At 38.1% G+C, this 21,212-nt stretch carries 20 protein-coding genes; 9 read left to right on the forward strand and 11 right to left on the reverse strand.

The window, feature by feature from the left end; translation table 11 throughout:
- Nucleotides 1–2 precede the first annotated feature (2 nt).
- The gene (locus tag DLJ74_RS06360; protein ID WP_109983802.1) at nt 3–872 is read right to left on the reverse strand and encodes a carbohydrate ABC transporter permease; all 870 of its coding nucleotides are present in this window, start codon (nt 870–872) and stop codon (nt 3–5) included.
- A 21-nt stretch (nt 873–893) separates the two neighbouring features.
- Nucleotides 894–1,796, reverse strand: coding sequence for an ABC transporter permease (locus DLJ74_RS06365; RefSeq protein ID WP_109983870.1), 903 nt, complete (start codon nt 1,794–1,796; stop codon nt 894–896).
- Between the two features lie 237 nt (nt 1,797–2,033).
- On the opposite strand from DLJ74_RS06365, the gene DLJ74_RS06370 reads away from it, so the two are divergent.
- Both DLJ74_RS06370 and DLJ74_RS06375 read left to right on the forward strand, forming a co-directional pair.
- A complete protein-coding gene (locus tag DLJ74_RS06370; RefSeq protein ID WP_109983803.1) occupies nt 2,034–3,779 on the forward strand; it encodes a sensor histidine kinase in 1,746 nt (581 codons plus the stop codon).
- On the forward strand, nt 3,780–5,408 hold the full coding sequence (locus DLJ74_RS06375) for a response regulator transcription factor (protein WP_109983804.1): 1,629 nt from the start codon (nt 3,780–3,782) through the stop codon (nt 5,406–5,408). It abuts the gene before it with no gap.
- A gap of 17 nt (nt 5,409–5,425) precedes the next feature.
- On the opposite strand, the gene DLJ74_RS06380 is transcribed toward DLJ74_RS06375, so the two are convergent.
- From DLJ74_RS06380 to DLJ74_RS06390, 3 genes are all read right to left on the reverse strand, one after another.
- On the reverse strand, nt 5,426–7,117 hold the full coding sequence (locus DLJ74_RS06380; RefSeq protein WP_109983805.1) for an extracellular solute-binding protein: 1,692 nt from the start codon (nt 7,115–7,117) through the stop codon (nt 5,426–5,428).
- 153 nt (nt 7,118–7,270) lie between these two features.
- The gene (locus DLJ74_RS06385; protein WP_109983806.1) at nt 7,271–7,942 is read right to left on the reverse strand and encodes an NAD(P)H-dependent oxidoreductase; all 672 of its coding nucleotides are present in this window, start codon (nt 7,940–7,942) and stop codon (nt 7,271–7,273) included.
- Between the two features lie 133 nt (nt 7,943–8,075).
- The gene (locus DLJ74_RS06390; protein WP_054788681.1) at nt 8,076–8,648 is read right to left on the reverse strand and encodes a CGNR zinc finger domain-containing protein; all 573 of its coding nucleotides are present in this window, start codon (nt 8,646–8,648) and stop codon (nt 8,076–8,078) included.
- Between the two features lie 121 nt (nt 8,649–8,769).
- Between DLJ74_RS06390 and DLJ74_RS06395 the strand changes: the two genes are divergently transcribed.
- The 3 genes from DLJ74_RS06395 to DLJ74_RS06405 are packed head-to-tail and all read left to right on the forward strand — an operon-like array spanning nt 8,770 to nt 10,519.
- Nucleotides 8,770–9,186 carry a nuclear transport factor 2 family protein gene (locus tag DLJ74_RS06395; protein ID WP_109983807.1) on the forward strand — a complete coding sequence of 139 codons (417 nt, stop codon included), beginning with the start codon at nt 8,770–8,772 and terminating at the stop codon, nt 9,184–9,186.
- Nucleotides 9,187–9,206: 20 nt separating this feature from the next.
- On the forward strand, nt 9,207–9,644 hold the full coding sequence (locus DLJ74_RS06400; RefSeq protein ID WP_109983808.1) for a VOC family protein: 438 nt from the start codon (nt 9,207–9,209) through the stop codon (nt 9,642–9,644).
- Nucleotides 9,644–10,519 carry a pyridoxamine 5'-phosphate oxidase family protein gene (locus tag DLJ74_RS06405; RefSeq protein ID WP_146202428.1) on the forward strand — a complete coding sequence of 292 codons (876 nt, stop codon included), beginning with the start codon at nt 9,644–9,646 and terminating at the stop codon, nt 10,517–10,519. The genes DLJ74_RS06400 and DLJ74_RS06405 overlap by 1 nt, the downstream gene beginning before the upstream one ends.
- Before the next feature lie 196 nt (nt 10,520–10,715).
- On the opposite strand, the gene DLJ74_RS06410 is transcribed toward DLJ74_RS06405, so the two are convergent.
- From DLJ74_RS06410 to DLJ74_RS06420, 3 genes are all read right to left on the reverse strand, one after another.
- Entirely contained in the window at nt 10,716–10,811 is a 96-nt protein-coding gene (locus DLJ74_RS06410; protein ID WP_109983810.1) for a putative holin-like toxin, read from the reverse strand.
- A 388-nt stretch (nt 10,812–11,199) separates the two neighbouring features.
- Entirely contained in the window at nt 11,200–11,409 is a 210-nt protein-coding gene (locus tag DLJ74_RS06415) for a hypothetical protein (protein WP_109983811.1), read from the reverse strand.
- A gap of 83 nt (nt 11,410–11,492) precedes the next feature.
- The gene (locus DLJ74_RS06420; RefSeq protein WP_109983812.1) at nt 11,493–11,765 is read right to left on the reverse strand and encodes a hypothetical protein; all 273 of its coding nucleotides are present in this window, start codon (nt 11,763–11,765) and stop codon (nt 11,493–11,495) included.
- 136 nt (nt 11,766–11,901) lie between these two features.
- Here DLJ74_RS06420 and selD point away from each other — a divergent pair, with 136 nt between their 5' ends.
- Together selD and mnmH are read left to right on the forward strand one after the other, a co-directional pair.
- On the forward strand, nt 11,902–12,945 hold the full coding sequence (selD, locus tag DLJ74_RS06425) for a selenide, water dikinase SelD (protein ID WP_109983813.1): 1,044 nt from the start codon (nt 11,902–11,904) through the stop codon (nt 12,943–12,945).
- A gap of 27 nt (nt 12,946–12,972) precedes the next feature.
- The gene (mnmH, locus tag DLJ74_RS06430) at nt 12,973–14,019 is read left to right on the forward strand and encodes a tRNA 2-selenouridine(34) synthase MnmH (RefSeq protein ID WP_109983814.1); all 1,047 of its coding nucleotides are present in this window, start codon (nt 12,973–12,975) and stop codon (nt 14,017–14,019) included.
- A gap of 86 nt (nt 14,020–14,105) precedes the next feature.
- On the opposite strand, the gene bla is transcribed toward mnmH, so the two are convergent.
- Nucleotides 14,106–14,981, reverse strand: coding sequence for a subclass B1 metallo-beta-lactamase (bla, locus tag DLJ74_RS06435; protein WP_245902277.1), 876 nt, complete (start codon nt 14,979–14,981; stop codon nt 14,106–14,108).
- A gap of 216 nt (nt 14,982–15,197) precedes the next feature.
- Nucleotides 15,198–15,653, reverse strand: coding sequence for a DUF1569 domain-containing protein (locus tag DLJ74_RS06440; protein WP_109983815.1), 456 nt, complete (start codon nt 15,651–15,653; stop codon nt 15,198–15,200).
- 175 nt (nt 15,654–15,828) lie between these two features.
- Between DLJ74_RS06440 and DLJ74_RS06445 the strand changes: the two genes are divergently transcribed.
- A complete protein-coding gene (locus DLJ74_RS06445) occupies nt 15,829–16,743 on the forward strand; it encodes a DMT family transporter (protein ID WP_109983816.1) in 915 nt (304 codons plus the stop codon).
- 38 nt (nt 16,744–16,781) lie between these two features.
- Here DLJ74_RS06445 and ppsA read toward each other — a convergent pair whose 3' ends face one another.
- On the reverse strand, nt 16,782–19,376 hold the full coding sequence (gene ppsA / locus DLJ74_RS06450; protein ID WP_109983817.1) for a phosphoenolpyruvate synthase: 2,595 nt from the start codon (nt 19,374–19,376) through the stop codon (nt 16,782–16,784).
- Between the two features lie 283 nt (nt 19,377–19,659).
- On the opposite strand from ppsA, the gene DLJ74_RS06455 reads away from it, so the two are divergent.
- On the forward strand, nt 19,660–21,111 hold the full coding sequence (locus DLJ74_RS06455; RefSeq protein WP_109983818.1) for a carbon starvation CstA family protein: 1,452 nt from the start codon (nt 19,660–19,662) through the stop codon (nt 21,109–21,111).
- Nucleotides 21,112–21,212: the final 101 nt, after the last annotated feature.

Here is a 21,212-nt window from a genome sequence, read left to right on the forward strand (position 1 = left end):
TTTTACTCTTTAACCGAGCCCATGACAATGCCTTTCACAAAGTATTTTTGCAAGAATGGATAGACAAGTAAAATCGGCAGTGCACCTATAAATATCTGAGCAGATTTGACCGTACGCTGTGATAAGTTTTCGAGATCCTCAGGGTTCGTACTGATTTTACTCATATCTTGTTGAACGACTATCGTTTGAAGGAAGGTCGCTAATGGATAATTGGAGGTTTCCCTCATATAAATCAAACCATCGAACCAAGAATTCCAATGAAATACCATCGTAAAAAGGGTGATGGTGGCTATACCCGCCATTGATAACGGCAGATAGATTTGAAACAGAATCCGGAAAAAGCCAGCACCATCTATCTTTGCAGCTTCCTCTAATGATTTAGGAATCGTTTTAAAGAAGTTCATTAATAGAATAAGATTAAAGGCATTTACCACCCCCGGTAAAACGAGTGCCCATACCGTATTGGTCAGATTCAGATTGCTGACTAGAATGTAGCTTGGAATCATACCTCCAGAAAATAGCATGGTGAAAACAATGAACCACATATAGAAATTTCTACCCTTAAACTCCTTTGATAAGGCATAGCCAGCAAATACTAATACAGTCATCGTAATAAACGTTCCGAGGGTAGTTCGATAAAAGGAATTATATAATGTTTGTAAAAATAAGGGATTATCGAATGTTTTCTGATAGGCCTCCAGGGTAAAATCTACTGGTAGAAGGTTAATAATATTCGCACTTGCCGCTTCCTTTCCACTGAAGGAAACTGCAAGTACATGAATTAATGGCAGAACACATAGAATAGCCATTGCAATTAAAAACGTATAATTAAAAATATTGAAAATTTTGTACCCCAATGTCTTATGATACATTTAGATTCCTCCCCTAATAGACTAAAAAATTCGATAATTTGCCAATTTATAAGCTAACCGATAGGCAACCACAATTAACACAAAGCTTATGAGTGATTTAAATAAACCAACAGCTGTTGCAAAGCTGAAATTCCCGCTCTCCAAGCCCATTCGATAAACATACGTATCAATCACATCCCCTTTGTCATACACCAAAGGATTATAAAGGTTAAACACTTGATCAAACCCAGCATTTAAAATATTCCCTAGCTGAAGTGTGCTAATGACGATAATAATTGGTAGCATTGCAGGTAAAGTAACATGCCATGTTTGCTTAAATCGATTTGCTCCGTCCATTTCCGCTGCCTCATACAAATCCGGATTAACCCCACTAATCGATGCCAAATATACAATCATAGAAAAACCAAATTCCTTCCAAATATCGCTTGTAACGAGCACAGTTCGGAACCAATCTCCATTACCTAAAAAAAATATTGGCTCGATACCAAATCCAGATTCCAATAACCTATTCACAATACCCCCGTTTATCGATAAAATATCAATAAGAATTCCACCTAGAATAACCCATGAAAGAAAATGAGGCAGATAAACCATTGTCTGAATTCCACGTTTAATACTCATTTTCCTAATTTCGTTTAATAACAATGCCATGATGATCGGAACGATTAATCCGAAGACAATCTTCAAAACGGAAATAATGAATGTGTTCCAGATTACTTGGACAGAATCGTCGAACTTGAATAATGCTTCAAAATGCGAAAATCCCACCCATTGAGAACCGAAAAAACCTTCCCAAGGCTTATAATCCTGAAAAGCCATAATATTTCCAAACATTGGTAAATAGTTAAAAATAATCGCAAATATTACTACTGGTAAAACAAGTAAATGAAGTGGCCATGTTTTCTTCCATTCAAACGATGCCATGAAATGATTTTTCTTTTTTCTCCTTTCTCTTGACTCACTTATTACGCCTTCTGTGTATGCGCTTACTCTTTCCTTCACCTTGACCCCTCCTCGACACAAAAAATATGGCAAATCAGATATTGTAAAAACAACTTCATCTGTTATTATTATATCAACTCAAATAGCCGATACCTATGACAGGTAATTAACATCTATGACCACATTTATAACCAATTTTTAATAGCTGGGGGGAATAAAGTGATTAAATACAAAATCTTTAATAAACTTGTATTAGCTTTATTTATTTTACTTCTCGTTTGCTCTGTGCTTTTTACCATTACACAAAAAATAAACGAGTCCATTATGCGAAAAAATTTAGAAGAATCCACGAAAAAACAGCTAGACTACTCGGTGGAACAATTTGAGAAAGATCTACACCAGCTAGAAGTGATGAGTATATTACTGATCAACGATAGAAGTATTAAATCTTTCAGCACATCCTATGACTTTAGTAGTAGAATCGATCACCTGTTGAAGCGAAAATATGTGGAGGAAAAATTAAAAATTCAACAAAATGTGATTGGATCTAACCATGCATTCACTATCTACTGGCCACAAACAAATGAGATCATTTCTACCAATCAAGAAATAGAATATGATGCGTATGATTTCATCCATACTCCAAAAAATAAGTGGTTCTCTAAATGGTCAGGTGGTTCTCTTACCTTTGGCTTTATGGTAACGAGTCCATTAACTATTAATCATTTTGAAAACGTTAACACTATTGTTGAAGCAAGTTTTTCTGCTGAATTTTTAGATAATGTCTTAGATTTGATTAATGCATCGGGGAATGCCAATTCCTTTATCTATTTATCAGATAAAACTAGTTATGCTACTAACGAAATCAATGACTCAATGATTTCAGAAATCACAAAAAAGCCATCATTTAATCAAGATTCAGGTTCCTTCATCATTGAAAATCAAGACATCAAGTATGCCGTACATTATCGTTATATTTCTTCCATTGATGCCAAAATAGTAGGCTATACAGAGCTCGATAGCTTTCTAGCTCCACTTAACGATATAAAATATTTAGTTTATTTATGCCTTTTTACTTTGTTTATGACAGGCATTCTAATGGCTTATCTTCTACACAGACATCTACGATACAACATGAAGCATTTAGTAAACAAAATTGATCAGTTAGGAAAAGGGGCGTACGACACCAGGGTTACCATCCAAGCGAATAACGAGTTTGACTATCTTTTTTCCCGTTTCAATCGCATGGCTCAAAAAATACAAGCACTGATAGAAGATGTTTATATAGCAAAATTAAGAACTCGAGAGGCACAGTATAAGCATTTACAATCTCAAATCAATCCTCACTTTCTCTATAACTGCCTTTTCTACATCGTATCAATGGCGAAACGTTCACCAGAGGCAGTCACCACGATGGCTAATAATCTTGCAAGGTATTACAGATATATTACGAAGAAAAATACAGATCTTACAGAACTCCACGATGAAATATCTTTTTTGAGAAACTATCTCGAGGTTCAAAGTCTTCGAAATAGTCAATTAACTTATAAGATAAATATCGCAAAAGAAATGGATCATATCTTCATTCCACCTCTCACGCTTCAACCGATTATCGAAAATGCGATTCTACATGGTATCGATAATCGTAGGGGGGCAGGAGAAATCATCGTAACTGGAGAAGCCACTAACGAATGTTATCGATTAATCATTGAGGATGACGGAAAAGGACTTCCATCATTTGAAATCAATCAGCTTTTACATTCCATTAATCAGCCCAATATTGGCGAGAGTGAGAGCTATGGTTTATGGAATATTAACCAACGACTTCTTCATTATTATGGAGAGCAAACGAACATTTCCATCCAGTCAAGAAATCCAAATGGTTTGAAGGTAACGATTTCGATTCCTAGGTTGTCCAAAATCAGAGATAATAGACAGCTTGTCCCTAAGAAAGGAGCTATATAATTGGATATCTTAATGGTAGATGATGAAAATTTTGTGTTGGATTACTTAGAAGACTGTATACGTAGCTTTGATTTAAAAATAAATGCAATTCACCGGGCGACGTGTGTAGATGATGCCTATGATTTATTATCCAATATGTCGATTTCTATTCTCCTTACAGATATACGGATGCCAGAAAAAAATGGCTTTGACCTACTAGAGCTCATTTATTCAGAGGAGCTACCTACCAAGATCATTCTGTTATCTGGTTATTCAGAATTTGATTTTGCAAAATCTGCAATACAGTATGGAGTGATGGACTATCTACTGAAGCCAATAATGCCTGATGAATTACAACGCGTTTTAGTAAAAACGATGGAAACTGTTACGAAGGAAAATAGGAAAAGAAAGGAGTTCATTACTAAGAGAATTAATTATAGACAAAGTCAACATTTTTTGAGAGGACAATTCCTTTTCGAATTATTCCAAGGGAAGTCCTATTCTGAGAAGGAATTCACGAAAAAACTAGCAGAACTGCAGCTTGATATCCCTTATCGAAGTGATTGTATCGTTAGTTCGATTTTGATGAAAACTAACAGCTTCAGAGGTGATAGCCAAGATTCCGAACTATATCTAAAAGCGATCATGAATATTACCGAGGAAATACTCCATGAAGCTATCCCTACAAGGGAACAGCTGTGGTACTGTATCGATCCCTATCATTTCTTCCATTTCGTTATTCCTTTAAACTTAACCAATTCTGATGATCTCATGAAACAGAAGCTGAAGCGAGTGAAGCAAACAATCGAAGCATTACTAAACATTCGGATAGTCATGCTTCAATCTGAGTCTATTCAGTTGAACAGGGATCTCCATTCGACATATATGCAAATCGTTAACTATACCTTGCGATTAACCGAACAGAAAGATACGATGGTTCATCGGATTAAGAACTTAGATCCTTCAAGGTCACCCAACTATTTTCAGCACCTAACCGAGGCTCCTTCGTTAATCGATTTAATGGAGGTTGCACGATGGAATGAGGCCTATCAAAAGGTGGAGGCGATTCTTGACAAAATGGAAAAAGACGCTGTTTTCACACAGCAGCATTTAATGGAAATAATGTATTACTTCTTCAGTTGTTTTTCCTATATCTCTGCAAAAAATAATAGGCAACACACCTACTTTCCAGAATATATCACCTTTATCCAGAATCCGTTTACTATTAGCACACCCCAGGATATCAAAAACTGGATACAAAAAGGCATGGATTATTTGAGTAATACAGAAAATGAAAACACATCGAATAAAAACTTCTTAATCGCACAGATTCATGCCTTTATTTCAAAGAACATTCAACAAAATGTAACCTTACATTCGATTGCGGAGCATGTTTATTTACATCCTGTCTACCTGTCGAGATGGTACAAAAAAGAAACAGGATCTAGTATTTCCTCTTATATCTTTCAATTACGCATGAAAAAAGCTGTGACATTATTATTAACGACGAATAAGAAAATAGCCGATATTTCTCAGGAGGTAGGCTATCAGAAAACGCAATATTTTATAAGATTATTTAAGGAGCATTTTAAAATGACCCCCCAAAAATATCGGGAATCTAAAAATAGTCTAGAAATCCACCACTCTTAAAGTAGTGGATTTCTTCTTTATTTATTAATACTCTGATACCATTCATTCACTTCTTTTTCAATATCTTTACCACCTTTGGAATAGTATTCCTCGACAAATTCATCAAACTTATCTATCGAATATTCTCCATAAATAATTTTTGCGAAAGTTTCTAATTCAAGTGTTTCTAGATTTTCTCCTCTTGATTTCATTGTTTCAGTAGGCGCTCCAAGGAATAGACTTGGTGTATTAATGTCCCTCATCTCATAGTTTAGAGCTCCGGCTTTTATTTGTGCTTCTGAACTCTGCGCGATTACCTTCTGCGCACTAGTTTCTGGTTCATTTCCCTCATATATAAAATGATGATCCTCAGAAGACTTCAATGGTATTTCAGGAATATTCCAGAACAAAGTATATTTTCCCGGAGTTGCCGCTTGATCTAAAGGGGTTGGGAATTTGGTAGGATCATAGACAGCCTCTCCATCTACCATCGCATAATCATAGCCTTCAAAGAAACCATGCTCAAATTCTCCTGTTTCAAAAATTCTATCATAGATTTTGTCAAAATAATGAAAAAATGCGTCCATATGTTCAAAGCCTTTCCGGAACATCATCACTTTCCCCTCATTTAGACTATTCATGAAACGAGCTGATTTTCCATCCTGGCCAACAGGGAGGGAATAAGCTTCTAAAACCGCATCTGGATTCGTTGATTTCACATCACCTAAAGGCCAGCCTTCTGCCCAAAACGGTGCAGCGATCATTCCGGATTTTCCTTGAATGAATGCTTCCGTTGCCTTTACCTCATCCAAAACCGCTAATTCTTGATCTAAATACCCTTTACTATACCAATCTCTTAATTTATTTAAGCCTTCTTTAATTCCTGGTTGCACAGAACTATAGACTAGACTGCCTTCTTCATTTTCTAGGTAAGTACCTGGAATATATTTTCCTGTATATGCACCAAAGACAAAGCTCACATCAGACATCCAATTATTAAAGCCATTCCTTCCAGAGAAGCTGAATCCGAATGTATCATCCACACCATTTCCATCCGGATCATCATTTGTGAATGCTTCCATTACTGATTCAAATTCTTCTATCTTCTTTGGTGGCTCTAATCCTAAATGATCGAGCCAATCTTGTCTAATCCATAGAACCGGACTAGTACCATCTCCTGCAGTAAAGATTGGTAATCCCATTACCTTTCCATCATATGTTACCTGATTAAACGCATAGCTATTTTCCTCGTAAACCTCTTTCAGGCGATCGGATGCATATTGATCAAAAGCCTCTGAAATGTCCATCACTTGACCTGATTGGATAAGGTCATCAATGAGAATAGGATCTTGTACGATAAATGCATCCGGTAGCTCTTCATCGGACGTAAGGGATAGGCGTAGCTGTGTATGATAGGCACTATTGTCAGCAGACTCCCATAGATCCTTTATTTTTATCCCTAAGGATTCCTCCGCCCATTTGTTATGAATATTTTGGTGAATATTTTCTCCATTAATGAAAACATAATCAGAGCCTACTGGTCGAGCTGTGGTAATTTCTACAGCAGGTTCAAATTTTCCATCTTCATTTACCGTTGTTTCAGTTTCTTCGCTAGACGTGTCTGATGTGGCATCATCCGAGCTAACTTCCTCTGAACCTCCTCCATAACTACAGGCAGACAATAAGAAAACGATTACAATAAAAATAATAAGAAATAATTTGCTTTTCATATTAGACCTCCCTTTATTTATCTCCCCATTATTATAGCTGGAAAATTACTGTGTAGATATGCCCCATTATCTACAAACATAGCCAGACAATCAACCAAATTTGCTCTGAAGTTAAGAAGAGCCGCGGCTCCCATCACCACGGCTTATAAAACATTATACAAATTTCACAACATCCTCAAACGGCCGTCTACTTTTCGGCGTGGCATCCTGTACTCGATAGCCAAATGCCGCCATTACTGAAATCGTGAAATGATCGTCCTCTAAAAGTCCTTCCTTCCGCAGCAATTCGTTCATTGCTGCGATGGAAAATCCTTCAATCGGACAAGAATCTATTCCTATTTGTGCAGCTGTTGTCATCATGTTTGCTAATGCAATATAGGTTTGCTTAGATGCCCAGTCTGCCAAACGACGATCATCCTCTAACAGGTCGAAATCCTCTTTTTGGAAGTTTTCAATCATTGGTAACATGCTTTGTATTGCCTCGTCTGGATAGTTGTGAACATTTTTGTAGTGATCCATTAAATAATTGGAACGATAATTCATATCCTTTGCTGTTCTAGCCAAGAAAATGACAAAATGGCTCGCATCCATTACTTTACCTCTTGCACCCCATGAAGTGTCTTTAATCTTTTTTCGTAATACCGTACTTTGAATAACTAAGAATCTCCATGGCTCTATCCCAAAGGAGCTTGGAGAAAGGTGTCCCGTTTCTAGAATAAAGCGGAAATCCTCTTCCGCTATCTTTTTATTTGGATCAAATTTTTTCGTTGCATGCCGAAAATGCATTGCATCCATTATATCCTTTTTTATTTGTTGTTTATCCATCCTTACACCTCCCAAATGTTTCCTTTTCTATTATAATTAGTTTGGGAACGAGAAGATAATATTTTGCTTTGATTAGTGATACTAGTAAACGGGCAGTACCATTAATTGCAAGATAATTGCTTTTCAAACACACCTACTCACTAGCATTGCGTTGATTATGCCGGGAAACCTTCATTCTGTTTCCACATATTTTCATCGAACACCACTTGCGCCTACCGCTTTTATCGATAAACAGTAAAACACAATCTGGGTTAGCACAACGTCTAAGTGCTTGTAGATCTCCTGTGGTATACAATCGCAATGCATCAAATGCTACTAAGGAAACTATTGCATCCAAAGAATCCCCGACTGGAATCGGCACAAGACTCCCTTCTTTTATCCGCTTATAAGAAAAGGGCGCTTTTTCGATTAATGATTCTAGATGGGATACCCATTGGTCATCAAGATCTCCCTTATCTACAATACGTTCAAACCCTTCTCGTAAAAACTCTCTCAAATCAAGAAGAGCATGGAGTCCATCTGATATGACATATTCTTTATCGAATTGCTCATCCACTATATTTCCTTCCTTTAGCATTGTTTGAAACCAATCGGCGAAGTTCCCCTTAAGCAGGTCATGCCGAATTCCTCTTCTTACAATTTCCGTATTAACTAGATCTAATGATAAGTAATTTGAGGTAAGTGGGAAAGTTTCATTGTTTGGCATTTACTATCCTCCTGAAAATTTTGAACTAACCATATTATAACCTATTTACAAGTTAATTAAAATCATCTATACTAACCACTATAAACAAAATAAGTGGTTAGTTTAAAAGGAGTAGATGTTAATGTCAAAATCCATCAAACCACCTTTTACGCAGGAAACTGCACTTGCTAAGGTGAAGGCAGCAGAGGAAGCATGGAACACAAAGGATCCAGAAATGGTAGCTCAAGCCTATACCGTGGATTCACAATGGAGAAATCGTACTGAATTTTTTAAAGGAAGAGAAGCCATCAAGGAATTTCTTAGGAAAAAATGGGCAAAAGAGCTTGATTATCGTTTAATGAAAGAACTCTGGAGTTACACAGAAAATCGCATATCGGTTCGATTTGAATACGAATGGCGAGATGCAGAAACCGATCAGTGGATGCGAACCCATGGAAATGAACATTGGGAATTCGATGATGAAGGGCTTATGAAGCGTAGGGATATGAGTGCAAATGACTATCCAATTAAAGCATCTGAGCGTCGATACCAAAAATAAATTAGGTGGGAGGTGGTTAAATGAAAACAGGACATGTAGGACTAAATGTAAGAAACATGGAGAGATCTCTTTCCTTTTATAAAGACATTTTCGGGCTAGAAATTATAAGAGAATCTAAGGAAAATGGAAAGAAGTATGCATTCTTAGGACATAACGATAAGATAACCATCACTTTATGGGAACAAAGCCAAACAGAATTCTCCAAGGACCAATCAGGACTTCATCATTTAGCGTTTGAGGCAGATTCAATTGAAACAATCAAAAGGATCGAGGAAAAGCTAGTTAATATAGGCACTAACATGATTTATCAAGGGATTACGCCACATGAAGAAGGAGCTGAATCAGGTGGGATCTTTTTCTTAGATCCTGATGGGATTCGATTAGAGATTTACACTCCTTCAGGCACCTCATATCATGCTCACAATAATACGGAAGGTCCTGCTTGTGGGTTCTTTTAATGATGAAATATCATCGAGGGGAAATCGAAGTGCAAGAAAAAGCTTGTTTAAGGGAAGAGGCGTCCCGTGTAAGTAAGATTGTTCGTGAAAATATCGTGGATGTTGCTGCGAGATTTATTGAAAAACAGGTGATGCTAATTATTGGATTACAGGATGACAATGGCTTGGTATGGACTTCTGTAGTTTATGAAAGGCCTGGTTTTGTGAAAGTAGTAGATTCACAAACAATTTCCGTGCGAGCCCTTCCTCAACCTTCCGATCCCATATTTGCTGGTTTGAAGACAGGCAATACGATAGGGATATTAGCCATTGAGTTTGAAACAAGAAAACGGATGAGAGTAAATGGGATCATTACGAAGGTTCACGGGACTGGATTTACTGTAGATACAAGAGAAGTGTACTCGAACTGCCCAAAGTTCATACAATCGCGTACCTTTTTAGGCTTCCAAACAATGAAACGCCAAGAACCGAAACTAGCTACACACCTAGATAAAGACCAGAAGGAAATGATACGTGAAGCAGATACATTTTTTATTGCAACCCACCATTTAGAGCATGGTGCAGATGCTTCTCACCGCGGGGGATTACCTGGATTTGTCCATATTGCTGACCCCCAGACTCTATTAATCAAAGATTATCCAGGAAATCATATGTTTAATACACTAGGAAATCTAGTAGAAAATAAACAAACCGGCTTGTTGTTTCTTGATTTCGAGGCAGGAAACCTTCTTCAAATTAATGGAGAATCGACAGTACATTGGGAGGGGACCGAGAGGTTTATTCATTTGAATGTGAAGCAAATAAGAAATGTCATAGGAGGTTTCCCGCTCGAATGGGAGTTTGGTAGTTATTCTTCTTTTAATCCTTTGTTATAGGAAAAAAGTATGTATAATCTTTAAGGAAGCAACATTGTGACAGATATTGCTCTTTATGTTATAATGATTATAAGAAATGCGTATACTAATAACCCGTAGCTGTCACTACGGGTTATAGATAAGCGGTTCCCCTAGAGGGATCGGCTATCGGTAATCGATAGACCTCACCTACTTCTTTTGCGGTTAATAGGGAGGTCTATTTCCGTTTGATCAGTGATACAATCAAAGCGAGCAATGCAATCAAGAAGGTGCCAAAACTAAATAACACCATTAAACTTTCATACATACCCATAGGCATCACCCCCTTTCATAAAGGGGATTAGCCGACTATCCCTAAAAGAACGCTATCCTATTCAATTGTAACACATTTGTATCAAACATACATTCTCTTTAACTCGCACTATATTAATATATTCTAAAGATATGAGGCTTTGTTTAGTGTGCGCTTAATATAGATCTCACAATGGTACGTCAAGAACCGAAACTAGTTACACACCGGGATAATTACCAGATGTAAATGATTCGTAAAGCAGCTACATTTTTCTTTTAATCCTTCGTTATAGGAATATAGCAACTAGTTATGTATTAGGAAAATCCGAGCAGATTTTACAATTTAACAGTATGCAAAAGGAACTCTTCAAACAAATAGGGCGTGACCTTCCCTGCGCTCCCGGATATGATTAAGCCTTCAATTCTTCCACTTCATTCTCAGATAGCTCAGTAATATCACAAATTTCAGCTGTGTTATAACCTTTATTAATCAATTTTCTTGCAACTTCTTTTTTTCCTTCTTTTAATCCTTCTCTTAAACCTTTATCACGCCAGGAATTTGGTAACTTTTTGACAAATTCCTCTAAGGACTCATCCTTTGTATCGCGTAAATGTTCCATTAACTGCTCCTCCTCATTACGGTCTAGTTTTAAATAAGACTCAAAGAAACCATGAATTAATTCCATCTTAGCTGGATCTAACTCTAATGTTGTAACAAACGCAAAAATTCTTTCTTCACTTGAATTCTCTCAGATTGTTTATAGTCCATTTTACTTAATAATGCAACTGCTACAGGATTAGAGGATGCAAGAAAAGAATGCCAATTCTCTTTTCTTAATTCCACTTTCAAAAAATGGAATGTTAATACGTGATAGAACGGAAAGGACATGGTAAAAACGTCTGGTTCGTCTCGAATTTGATCATAGGTGAATATGGTACTACAACCCTCTCTTCTTCTTAATAACAAAGATAGCATAAAAGTTGTTCCATATCAAGAACATAAGTTCGTTAAATTGCAATCGATTCTACCTTTAATCTACTTAAAATGATCAAAATATATAGGTATGATAAACTAATCATAATAGAAATTGTAGAAAGGGCGTGCGGTGAACATGACAAATTCAATAAAATTAACCTCTTTAAGCTCAAAGGGTGGTTGTGGCTGTAAGATTGGTCCAGCCGATCTAAGCCAAGTGCTTAAAATGCTCCCACCAGCTCAAGCGAACCCTCATTTATTAGTTGGGCTCGAAACAGGGGATGATGCTGGGGTATACCAATTAAACGAAACAACAGCTTTAGTTCAAACCTTAGATTTTTTCACACCGATTGTAGATGATCCATATTATTTTGGTCAAATTGCTGCAGCAAATGCGATTAGCGATGTTTATGCAATGGGAGGCACTCCTATTACGGCATTAAACATTGTAGCATTCCCCATCTCCACCTTAGATAAATCGATTCTTACAGATATTTTGCTTGGTGCAAGTGACAAATTGGCTGAGGCCGGCGTGACATTAGTTGGTGGACATTCAATTGACGATCAGGAGCCGAAATTTGGTTTAGCCGTAACAGGTACAGTACACCCAGATTATGTCAAAACAAATGCAGGCGCAAAACGAGGAGATCGTTTGATTTTAACCAAACCAATTGGTGTTGGAATATCGACATCAGCAATTAAGCGCGATCTTTTAAATGAAACGGAAATCGAACGCGTTTCAAAAGTGATGGCAACATTAAATAAAACAGCTGCAGAAACGATGAAAAACTATCAGGTCCATGCATGTACAGATGTGACAGGGTTTGGATTACTCGGACATGCCGTCGAAATGGCTAAGGAGAGCAAGGTAGAAATCCGAATAAATCAGGAGCAGGTGCCTGTTTTACCAAGAGTACGGGAATTAGCCGATCAAGGAGTCATCCCTGGTGGAACGAAAAATAATTTCCAGCATATTAAAGATGTCGTAGCCTTCCCAGAAAAAATGGACCAGATAGATAAATGGATTCTAGCAGATGCGGTAACATCAGGAGGACTTCTGATCGCTGTTTCTAACGACCAAGCCGACGATCTACTCACAGAATTACGGGAACAAAAAGTAGAAGCTGCGATAATTGGAGAAATATTAGATGGAGCATCAGGAACTATCTCCGTTCATTAGAAACAAATTAGGAAGGATTGTCAGAATATGATTGAGGACATTCAGGCAGATGAACTGTATCAGCTTAAAACAAACAACAATCATGTGTTAGTAGATGTACGTTCACCTAAGGAATATCAGGAAGCGACGATTCCTGGCAGTGTGAATATCCCGATATTTTCCGATCAAGAACGTGCAGTAGTTGGTACCATTTATAAACAAAAAGGGCCAGAGGCAGCAAAAGAAAAAGGCCTTGAGATCTTTTCTAAAAAGCTGCCGGATTTTATTAGAGAATTTAAAAAAATCGATATGCAAGCTACCGTATTCTGTTGGCGTGGTGGGATGCGGAGTAAAACGGCCACAACAGTTTTAGGATTAATGGGAATCGAAGTCCAGCGGTTAAGTGGTGGAATCCGTGCCTATCGAGAATGGACGGTCGAGCGCTTGAATCAGTTTGAGATGAAACCAGAGCTGTTCGTTTTAAATGGTTATACTGGCAGTGGTAAAACCATTTTACTGGACCGGCTCAAGGCGAAGGGATATCCAGTGATTGATCTGGAAAAATTGGCAGGTCACCGTGGCTCGATTTTTGGTCATATCGGAAGGAATCCTGTCAATCAACGCTCATTTGATTTTGCTTTACTTGAAAAATTACTTGAGGTCCAGCAGGAACGCTTTGTATTTATCGAAGGGGAAAGCAAGCGGATTGGAAAAGTAGTCATTCCGGACTGGTTTGATCAGAAAAAAGAAAATAGCAAGCAGATTTTTGTCCATTTGCCAGTAGAGGAACGGGTGAGGAATATATTAGACGACTATCAGCCATGGTTGAATCCAGAACAATTTAAGGAAGCCTTTCACATTATTAAAAAAAGGCTACCAACCAACATCTCTAAAGAGCTAGGCGAATATCTAGATGCTCATGATTTTACCAAGACAGTGGAGCTACTACTAACTTATTATTATGATTCTCTCTATGATTATTCAACCAATTATCCAGAGAGTCAGAAGACAGCTTTCACTGCATCCAATGTAGAGGAAGCGGAGGAGCAATTGGTGAAATGGGTTTCGGATCGGTACGGGAGTAAGGTGAAATAATTCTAACTTTTCAGGAGATGCGTGACTGTTTGATATTCATACGGTAGCCCTACATATTTTAAAAAAGGGCTACCTTTAAGCTTTCGTTAGTCAGTATGTTGTTTGATCAAATCAATCGTATGGAAAAGCAGTCGCTTATTTCCCCATTCCCCATGTCCTGGGACAACGATTTTCACTTGTGGATATTTCTCGATTACTTTTTTAACAGAGTCATCCCATTTTTCTACATTGGCATCAGAAAGATTTCCAAGATCCTTTGCATCTAATGATTTGATGAAGCATCCACCAAATAAAATTTTATATTGGGGTAGCCAAGCCGTAATGTTATCCTTTGAATGGCCTTCACCAGGATACATGGTCTTTATAACGGTGTCACCTATTTTCATCATCGGTTTTTCATCGAGTATCGGTTTTGGCGAAGGATATCCATTTTCTTTTGCTAGTTTCGCTGTCAAACTTGTACTTCGCACTTCTATCTTCTTATCTAATAATGCTTGAATTCCTCCAATGCTATCATCATGTGCATGGGTAACAATCGCCAGAACGACTTTTTTCTTCAAATGTTTTTGAATCATTTGTAATAAAGCTTTCGTTTTTGGATGATTCCCCTCTGTATCCCATGCAGTATCAATCAAGACCGCCCCTTTGTCAGTGGTAACAACTAACCCATTGTGGGGAATTTTGGTGCCCTTCCACTCATTATAGGATGTATGTACCCATACTTTGTCAGTTAATTGGGTCAATCCAATAGACTTGTCTTGACTAGTAATATGGGTAGGAGATTTTTCAGCTTCAGCATTTACTTGATCATTCAGTTTGGCAAGGTCTTCTGTAATTGTGGTTTCTTGATTTTCTTTAGGTTGAGTAGGTTGAGAGTTATCCTCTGAACAACCTATAAGCATGATACATAGGAGAAGCAATACTGGCCCAATTTTTTTAAATTTACTCCATGAACTCCTCATCATCTAACCTCTTTTCTACCAAGTGCTTTTTTGGTTTAGGTAGCTAAACAAACGGATCAGAAGGCCTTCTTTTTCATACTGCTACCCTTAAATTCTATTATAATAAATGGAATAAAAGATCGATATGCTCGGTTTTTGCCACTGTACCCGTACAGAAGAAAGAGGATGTGAAGAAGATTATATGATCATAGTGTAATGTGATAGAGAAAAAGATGATTATTCTCCCACTCCAAACTGTTTTAAATGATGATCAAGGTGCTTATATATTCCTTTTCCCCATTGCTCAGGAGTAAGTTTACCGAAAAAAGGATGTGGATGAGTCGTACACTTCTCTGGGCCATTATTCTGGAAGGTTATTATTTTCCCCTTCAGTTTTTCCTTCTCTGTTTCAAATTCTTTTTCTTCGACAATCAAAATGGTCGGAATGGTGGACATATTTTGGGCTAATGGCTTGTCGTTATAAAACATCGGTTTCACAAGATTTCCTATGAATATTCCTAACCAACCTCGCGCTGGATGAGATTGTCCCATTGCAATATCTTGAAAGGCTGAGCAATGTGCTAACATTTGGGCAACATCCATTTTACCCCATTTGGATTTTGAATCTGGGCTTAATTTGTCAATACGGTTTAAAATTTCTTGTAAATGTAATGGATTAAAAATATTTTTCATTTGTACGCCTCATCCCTACTAATTTCTCTTCTGTTTTTTAGTTAGAAATTTTACCAAAATCTGAAAACAATTATAGCATAATAATCCAATTTCCAGATCATAAACAGAAAGCTTGCCTATTCAAAATCAAAGAGATATGATTATTATTTGCACTATAAGAATATGGAGATGACTTATGTTGAAAAAGTTCTTAATTAAGCCATGGTCAGCGATCATGATTGCCATTTTTTGTTCGATTCTTTGGGGAAGTGCCTTTCCTGTTTTGAAAGTGAGCTATGTCGAATTACAAATGGCACCGAACGATGTGATGGCTAAAATGGTTTTCGCTGGGATTCGCTTTTTAATAGCAGGTATCATTGTGCTAGTATTACTAGCCTTTATGGATATTAGAAAATTAAAAATCACGAAAAGACAATTACTAGTATTAACTCTATTAGGAATTATTCAAACAGCTTTACAATATTACTTTTTTTATAATGGATTAGCCATCGTATCTGGCATGCAGGGAGCTATCCTATCCTCAAGTGGGATCTTTTTCACTGTATTGCTTGCCCATTTTTATTATAACAATGATCGGTTAGATCGAAAAAAATGGCTTGGCATTATCGCAGGATTTATTGGAATTGTCCTCGCGAATTGGGGACAATCCTTTGCAATCTCCTTTCAATGGAATGGAGAAGGGTACATGATTTTGGCAGGGTTAACTAGTGCAATTGCGACCATTATGGCAAAGGAATTAGCGACTGGTATTCATCCTTTTGCTATCACTGGATGGCAGTTAACGATAGGCGCTATTTTATTACTCTTGGTCGGCTACCCTCAATTGCAGGAGGGCTCCATTGTTTTTACCCCTTTAGGTTGGGGATTGTTACTCTATTCCGCCTTATTGTCAGCCATTGCCTTTGGATTATGGTATTCGTTATTAAAATATCAGGCTGCAGGTAAAATCAGTATGTATAAATTTATTGTTCCTGTAGCTGGCGTATTGTTCTCGGCGATGTTTATCGATGGGGAAGCGTTAAATGTGATGATCTTCGGAGCTATCGTGATGGTGGCATCAGGGATTATAGTGGTGAATTATCGGTCTTGATGGGAGAAAGGAGCTATCCCTTTCTCCTCTAATTAATATCACATTACTTGTATATACCCTTCTGTCCCATTCACAAGAATTCGCTGCCCGTCTTTAATTTGTTTGGTCGCATTCTCTACTCCAACCACTGCAGGCAAGCCATATTCCCGTGCGATAACTGCTCCATGTGTCATTAGACCTCCAACTTCGGTAACGAGACCTTTTATTGATACAAATAATGGGGTCCAGCTTGGATCGGTAAAGGTCGTAATTAATATATCTCCTTCTTCTAAATGAGCATCCTCTAAATCTACAATCACACGTGCACGCCCCTCTATCGTTCCGGTTGAAACGGGTAAGCCGGCAATAGCATCTGCTGGCAAATCCTCTCGTTTGTATTTTCCTACAATAATTTCACCATCCGACGTCATCACTCGTGGCGGGGTGAGCTTTTCATATAAATGATACTCATCCCTGCGCTGGTTGATGATCTGATAATCTAGCTTTTTCGTTTGGATTACTTCACGAAGCTCATCAAAAGTGAGATAGTATATATCACTTTTTTCATGAATCACCCCTAATGGGATGAGTCGTTCTGCCTCTCTTAACAATGCCTGCTTATAAACAAAGTAACGATTAACCATACCGTATTTTGGGTATTCTCTATATCCGCTAAAATTTCGGATCAGGTCGATCCTCTGCTTTGTTTCCTTCGCCTTTTGTTCCCCATCTGGTAGCTGCTTCAAGCGCTCTAGTAGCTCCTGTTCCTTTTTCCAAGCTATTAGCCGGCCTTGTTCAAATCTTTGTTTACTAGCATTGGGCTCAAAGTTTTGGATATTACTAAGAATCAACGGAATAAGTGTTGTAGGTTTTTCGCTCCAGCGGGGTTTCGTTAAATCGATTTCTCCAGCACATCGCATTCCATACTTTTCAAGGAATGCAGAAATGGCGTTTTTGGTGTCCTGCCCACCTTCCAATTGAAGGAGCTCATCCAAAAAATTATCCTCTCCTTCCACCTTTTGTAAATATTCCATTACGTTGGGATACGGCCGAATCACATCGGCAACATCTAATAGTGCAAGGCCCATTTCTGACGTAATATTATTTGGTACAGATTGAGAGAGCGTGTCCGCTACATTTTTTTCACCTAGCCACTTATGCATTTTTTCATTAATCCACATGGCAGCATTCATTGCAGCCATAAGCACACCCATACTTTGCGGATCTGATAACATTTCCCTTAATCGCTGAATATCATCCAGTATAAAATGGAACAAGTCTGACCCTTCTTTTGTTTGGATCACTTGTTTTAACTCTTCCATAGAGGTTTGGTTTCGCTTCATCAATTCCGTTACGATAGTTGGATCATTATCAAATGGGGCTTCAGAACCTATAGGTGATAGCTTATCGGGACTCTCTTCTTCTTTAATAGGTAAACCTTCTCGCTCGATGATCGTCATCAGGGCATCCTTTATAAGTGGGTCGGACTGGCCTAGCGTGTTTAGTAGCATTTCTCTGCCCTCAGCTGAAGCCAATCTAGGGGTAATATCAACAAACAATCTTCCACCTGCTACATGCATCGGTGCAGGTGTTGTTAACAAGAAACAGGACAATCCTAGTGGTTTCATAGCAGCTGTCATCATTTGTTGATGACCGACAGATACATAAAAATGGTTTTCTTCGATCTCACCTACTTCTGGGATCGGATAAAGTGTCGTGATTGGCCGACTCTGAACGATATAAAATTCATGATCTACCAAGCACCATTCGATATCCTGTGGAGCTCCAAAATGTTGTTCTATCTGCTTTCCGATTTGCGCCAATTGTAAAATTTGCTTTTCCGTAAGGGTCGGAGAAACTTGGCGGTTTGGATCGAGTTGTTGTCTTTCTGTTCCACCGTCCTTTCTTGTATGGATTGCTAATTCTTTAGTTGCTATCCTTTTCTCGACGATTTGATCATCCTGTACTTTATAGCAATCAGGCGTAACGATGCCTGATACTAATGCTTCACCAAGTCCAAAGCTAGCATCGATCGAGGTGACCTTTCGATTTGATGTAATCGGATCTGCGGTAAATAAGATGCCAGAAGCTTTTGGAAAAACCATCCGCTGAACTATGACAGACAGGTACACGTTTTGATGATCAAATCCATTTTGCATCCGATAAATCACAGCACGATTGGTAAAGAGGGATGCCCAGCATTTGCTAATATGGCTCAAGATGTGTTCTTTGCCGATAATGTTCAAATAGGAGTCCTGCTGTCCGGCAAAAGAGGCATGTGGTAAATCCTCTGCCGTTGCACTAGAGCGAACGGCATATGCATGCATCTCGCCAAACTGTGTGAGATAGTGAGTTATTGCTTCTCTAATTTCTGGAGGAATTTCTATTTCGATAATGGTTTGGCGGAGCTTCCTGCTGACTTCACCAATTTGTTCTTGATCTTCAACAGTTAGCAGGCTAAGTTGCTCCAACAATGCTTGAATCCCTTCCTTTTGTCCGATAGCTTTTTGAAAGGCCTCTGTTGTGAGGCAAAATCCTTCTGGTACTTGTATTCCTTGGATTCTAGATAATTCTCCTAAATTCACTCCTTTTCCACCAACGAGCTTGTGCTGGGATTTTTCGATTTCATCAATAGCTAGAACCAAACCACTCATTCCACATCTCTCCTAACCTATAAGATTCTCTATGATTGTAGCAACTGCACAGACCAATAAACAGTCTATATTTACGATTTTTTATATGCTATAATGTAAGTGGAGATAGTGATCATCAGCTATTTTCTCTCTGATCGACTCTTTCCTATATATAAATTCCTACCATTACATTTTCAGAAAATTGGAAATGTTTACTTTTTTGTAAAAAGGATTGTATTTTTAAATAATCCTCTGTAAAATTATTTGTAATCGTTTACAAATAATAGTTTGGAGTGGGATGAACATGATTACTTTCTTAATAGCAATATCAGCCTTAGTTCTTGCTTATTTCACCTATGGAAAATATGTGGAGAAAATATTTGAGCCGAATAAAAAGCGACAGACACCTGCCTACGCGAACCAGGACGGTGTAGACTATGTCCCAATGCACAAACAAAAAAACGCACTTATCCAACTATTGAACATTGCCGGAACTGGTCCGATTTTTGGTCCGATTATGGGTGCCTTATATGGTCCTGTAGCATTTTTGTGGATAGTTCTCGGCTCGATTTTTGCAGGAGCTGTGCATGACTACTTAACTGGTATGATCTCTATTCGAAATCGAGGGGCACATATTCCAGAGCTTGCTGGGAAATTTTTAGGGAACATTTCCCGTCATTTAGTCAATGCCTTTGCGTTACTGCTTTTATTGCTTGTCGGCACCGTATTTGTCACGACACCAGCATCGTTATTGCATAATTTAATTGATGGCAAGGTTGCTTTAATCGTGATTATCCTCGCTATCTTTGCTTATTATATATTGTCTACTATTCTACCAATTGATAAAATTATTGGCCGAATTTATCCGTTTCTTGGTGCAATCTTACTCATTGGTACAATTGCCGTGGGAGTTGCCTTAGTTTTCTCAGACTATCAGATTCCAGAATTAACTCTTGCTAATATGCATCCTGGCGACTTGCCGATTTTCCCTATTTTATTCTTAACGATTACTTGTGGTGCTCTATCTGGATTCCATGCCACTCAATCACCACTTATTTCTAGAACCGCTCAAAATGAAAAACAAGGACGTTACATTTTCTACGGGATGATGGTGGCAGAAGGGATTATTGCGATGATTTGGGCAGCTGCTGCCATGAGTTTATTTGATGGTCAAGGGCTTCAAGGTTTGATAAGTGAAGGTACCGCTTCGCTTGTCGTCAATGAAGTTTCGATGACACTACTTGGTGCAGTTGGTGGAACCATTGCTGTTTTAGGTGCGGTCGTACTACCGATTACTTCTGGCGATACGGCATTTCGTGCTGCACGTAATATCATTGCCGATTATATCAATCTAGGCCAAACCAAGCTTGCAAAACGGCTAGTTATTGCCATCCCAATGTTTGTAGTATCTTATTGGTTAACAACGATCGATTTTAACATTCTATGGCGCTACTTCTCGTTCGCCAATCAAGGTACAGCAGCACTAGCCCTTTGGATTGGTACCATGTATCTTTTTGTAAAGAGGAAAAACTATGTGATTTCACTTGTCCCTGCACTATTCATCACAGATATGGTGCTAACGTATATCTTATATGATAGCAATCTCGGATTTGGCTTATCCTATCAGGCGGCACATACAGGTGGTATCGTTATGACGGTTTTCATTACTGCTTTATTCTTCTGGAAAGGGAATAAAAATAGGGAAGGGAAATTGATTGTGGATATGGAGGCACCTTCTTTTCGTGGTGTAGCGTAAACGAAGTATGGCTGACTGGAAGGGTTAAACTGGACTTTCATAGTCAGCTTTTGTTTTACCAAGTAGAGTTTTCATTTCTACTAACTATTAAAAATCTAACT

The sequence above is a fragment of the Gracilibacillus dipsosauri genome (assembly GCF_003176895.1).
Lineage (GTDB): Bacteria > Bacillota > Bacilli > Bacillales > Amphibacillaceae > Gracilibacillus > Gracilibacillus dipsosauri.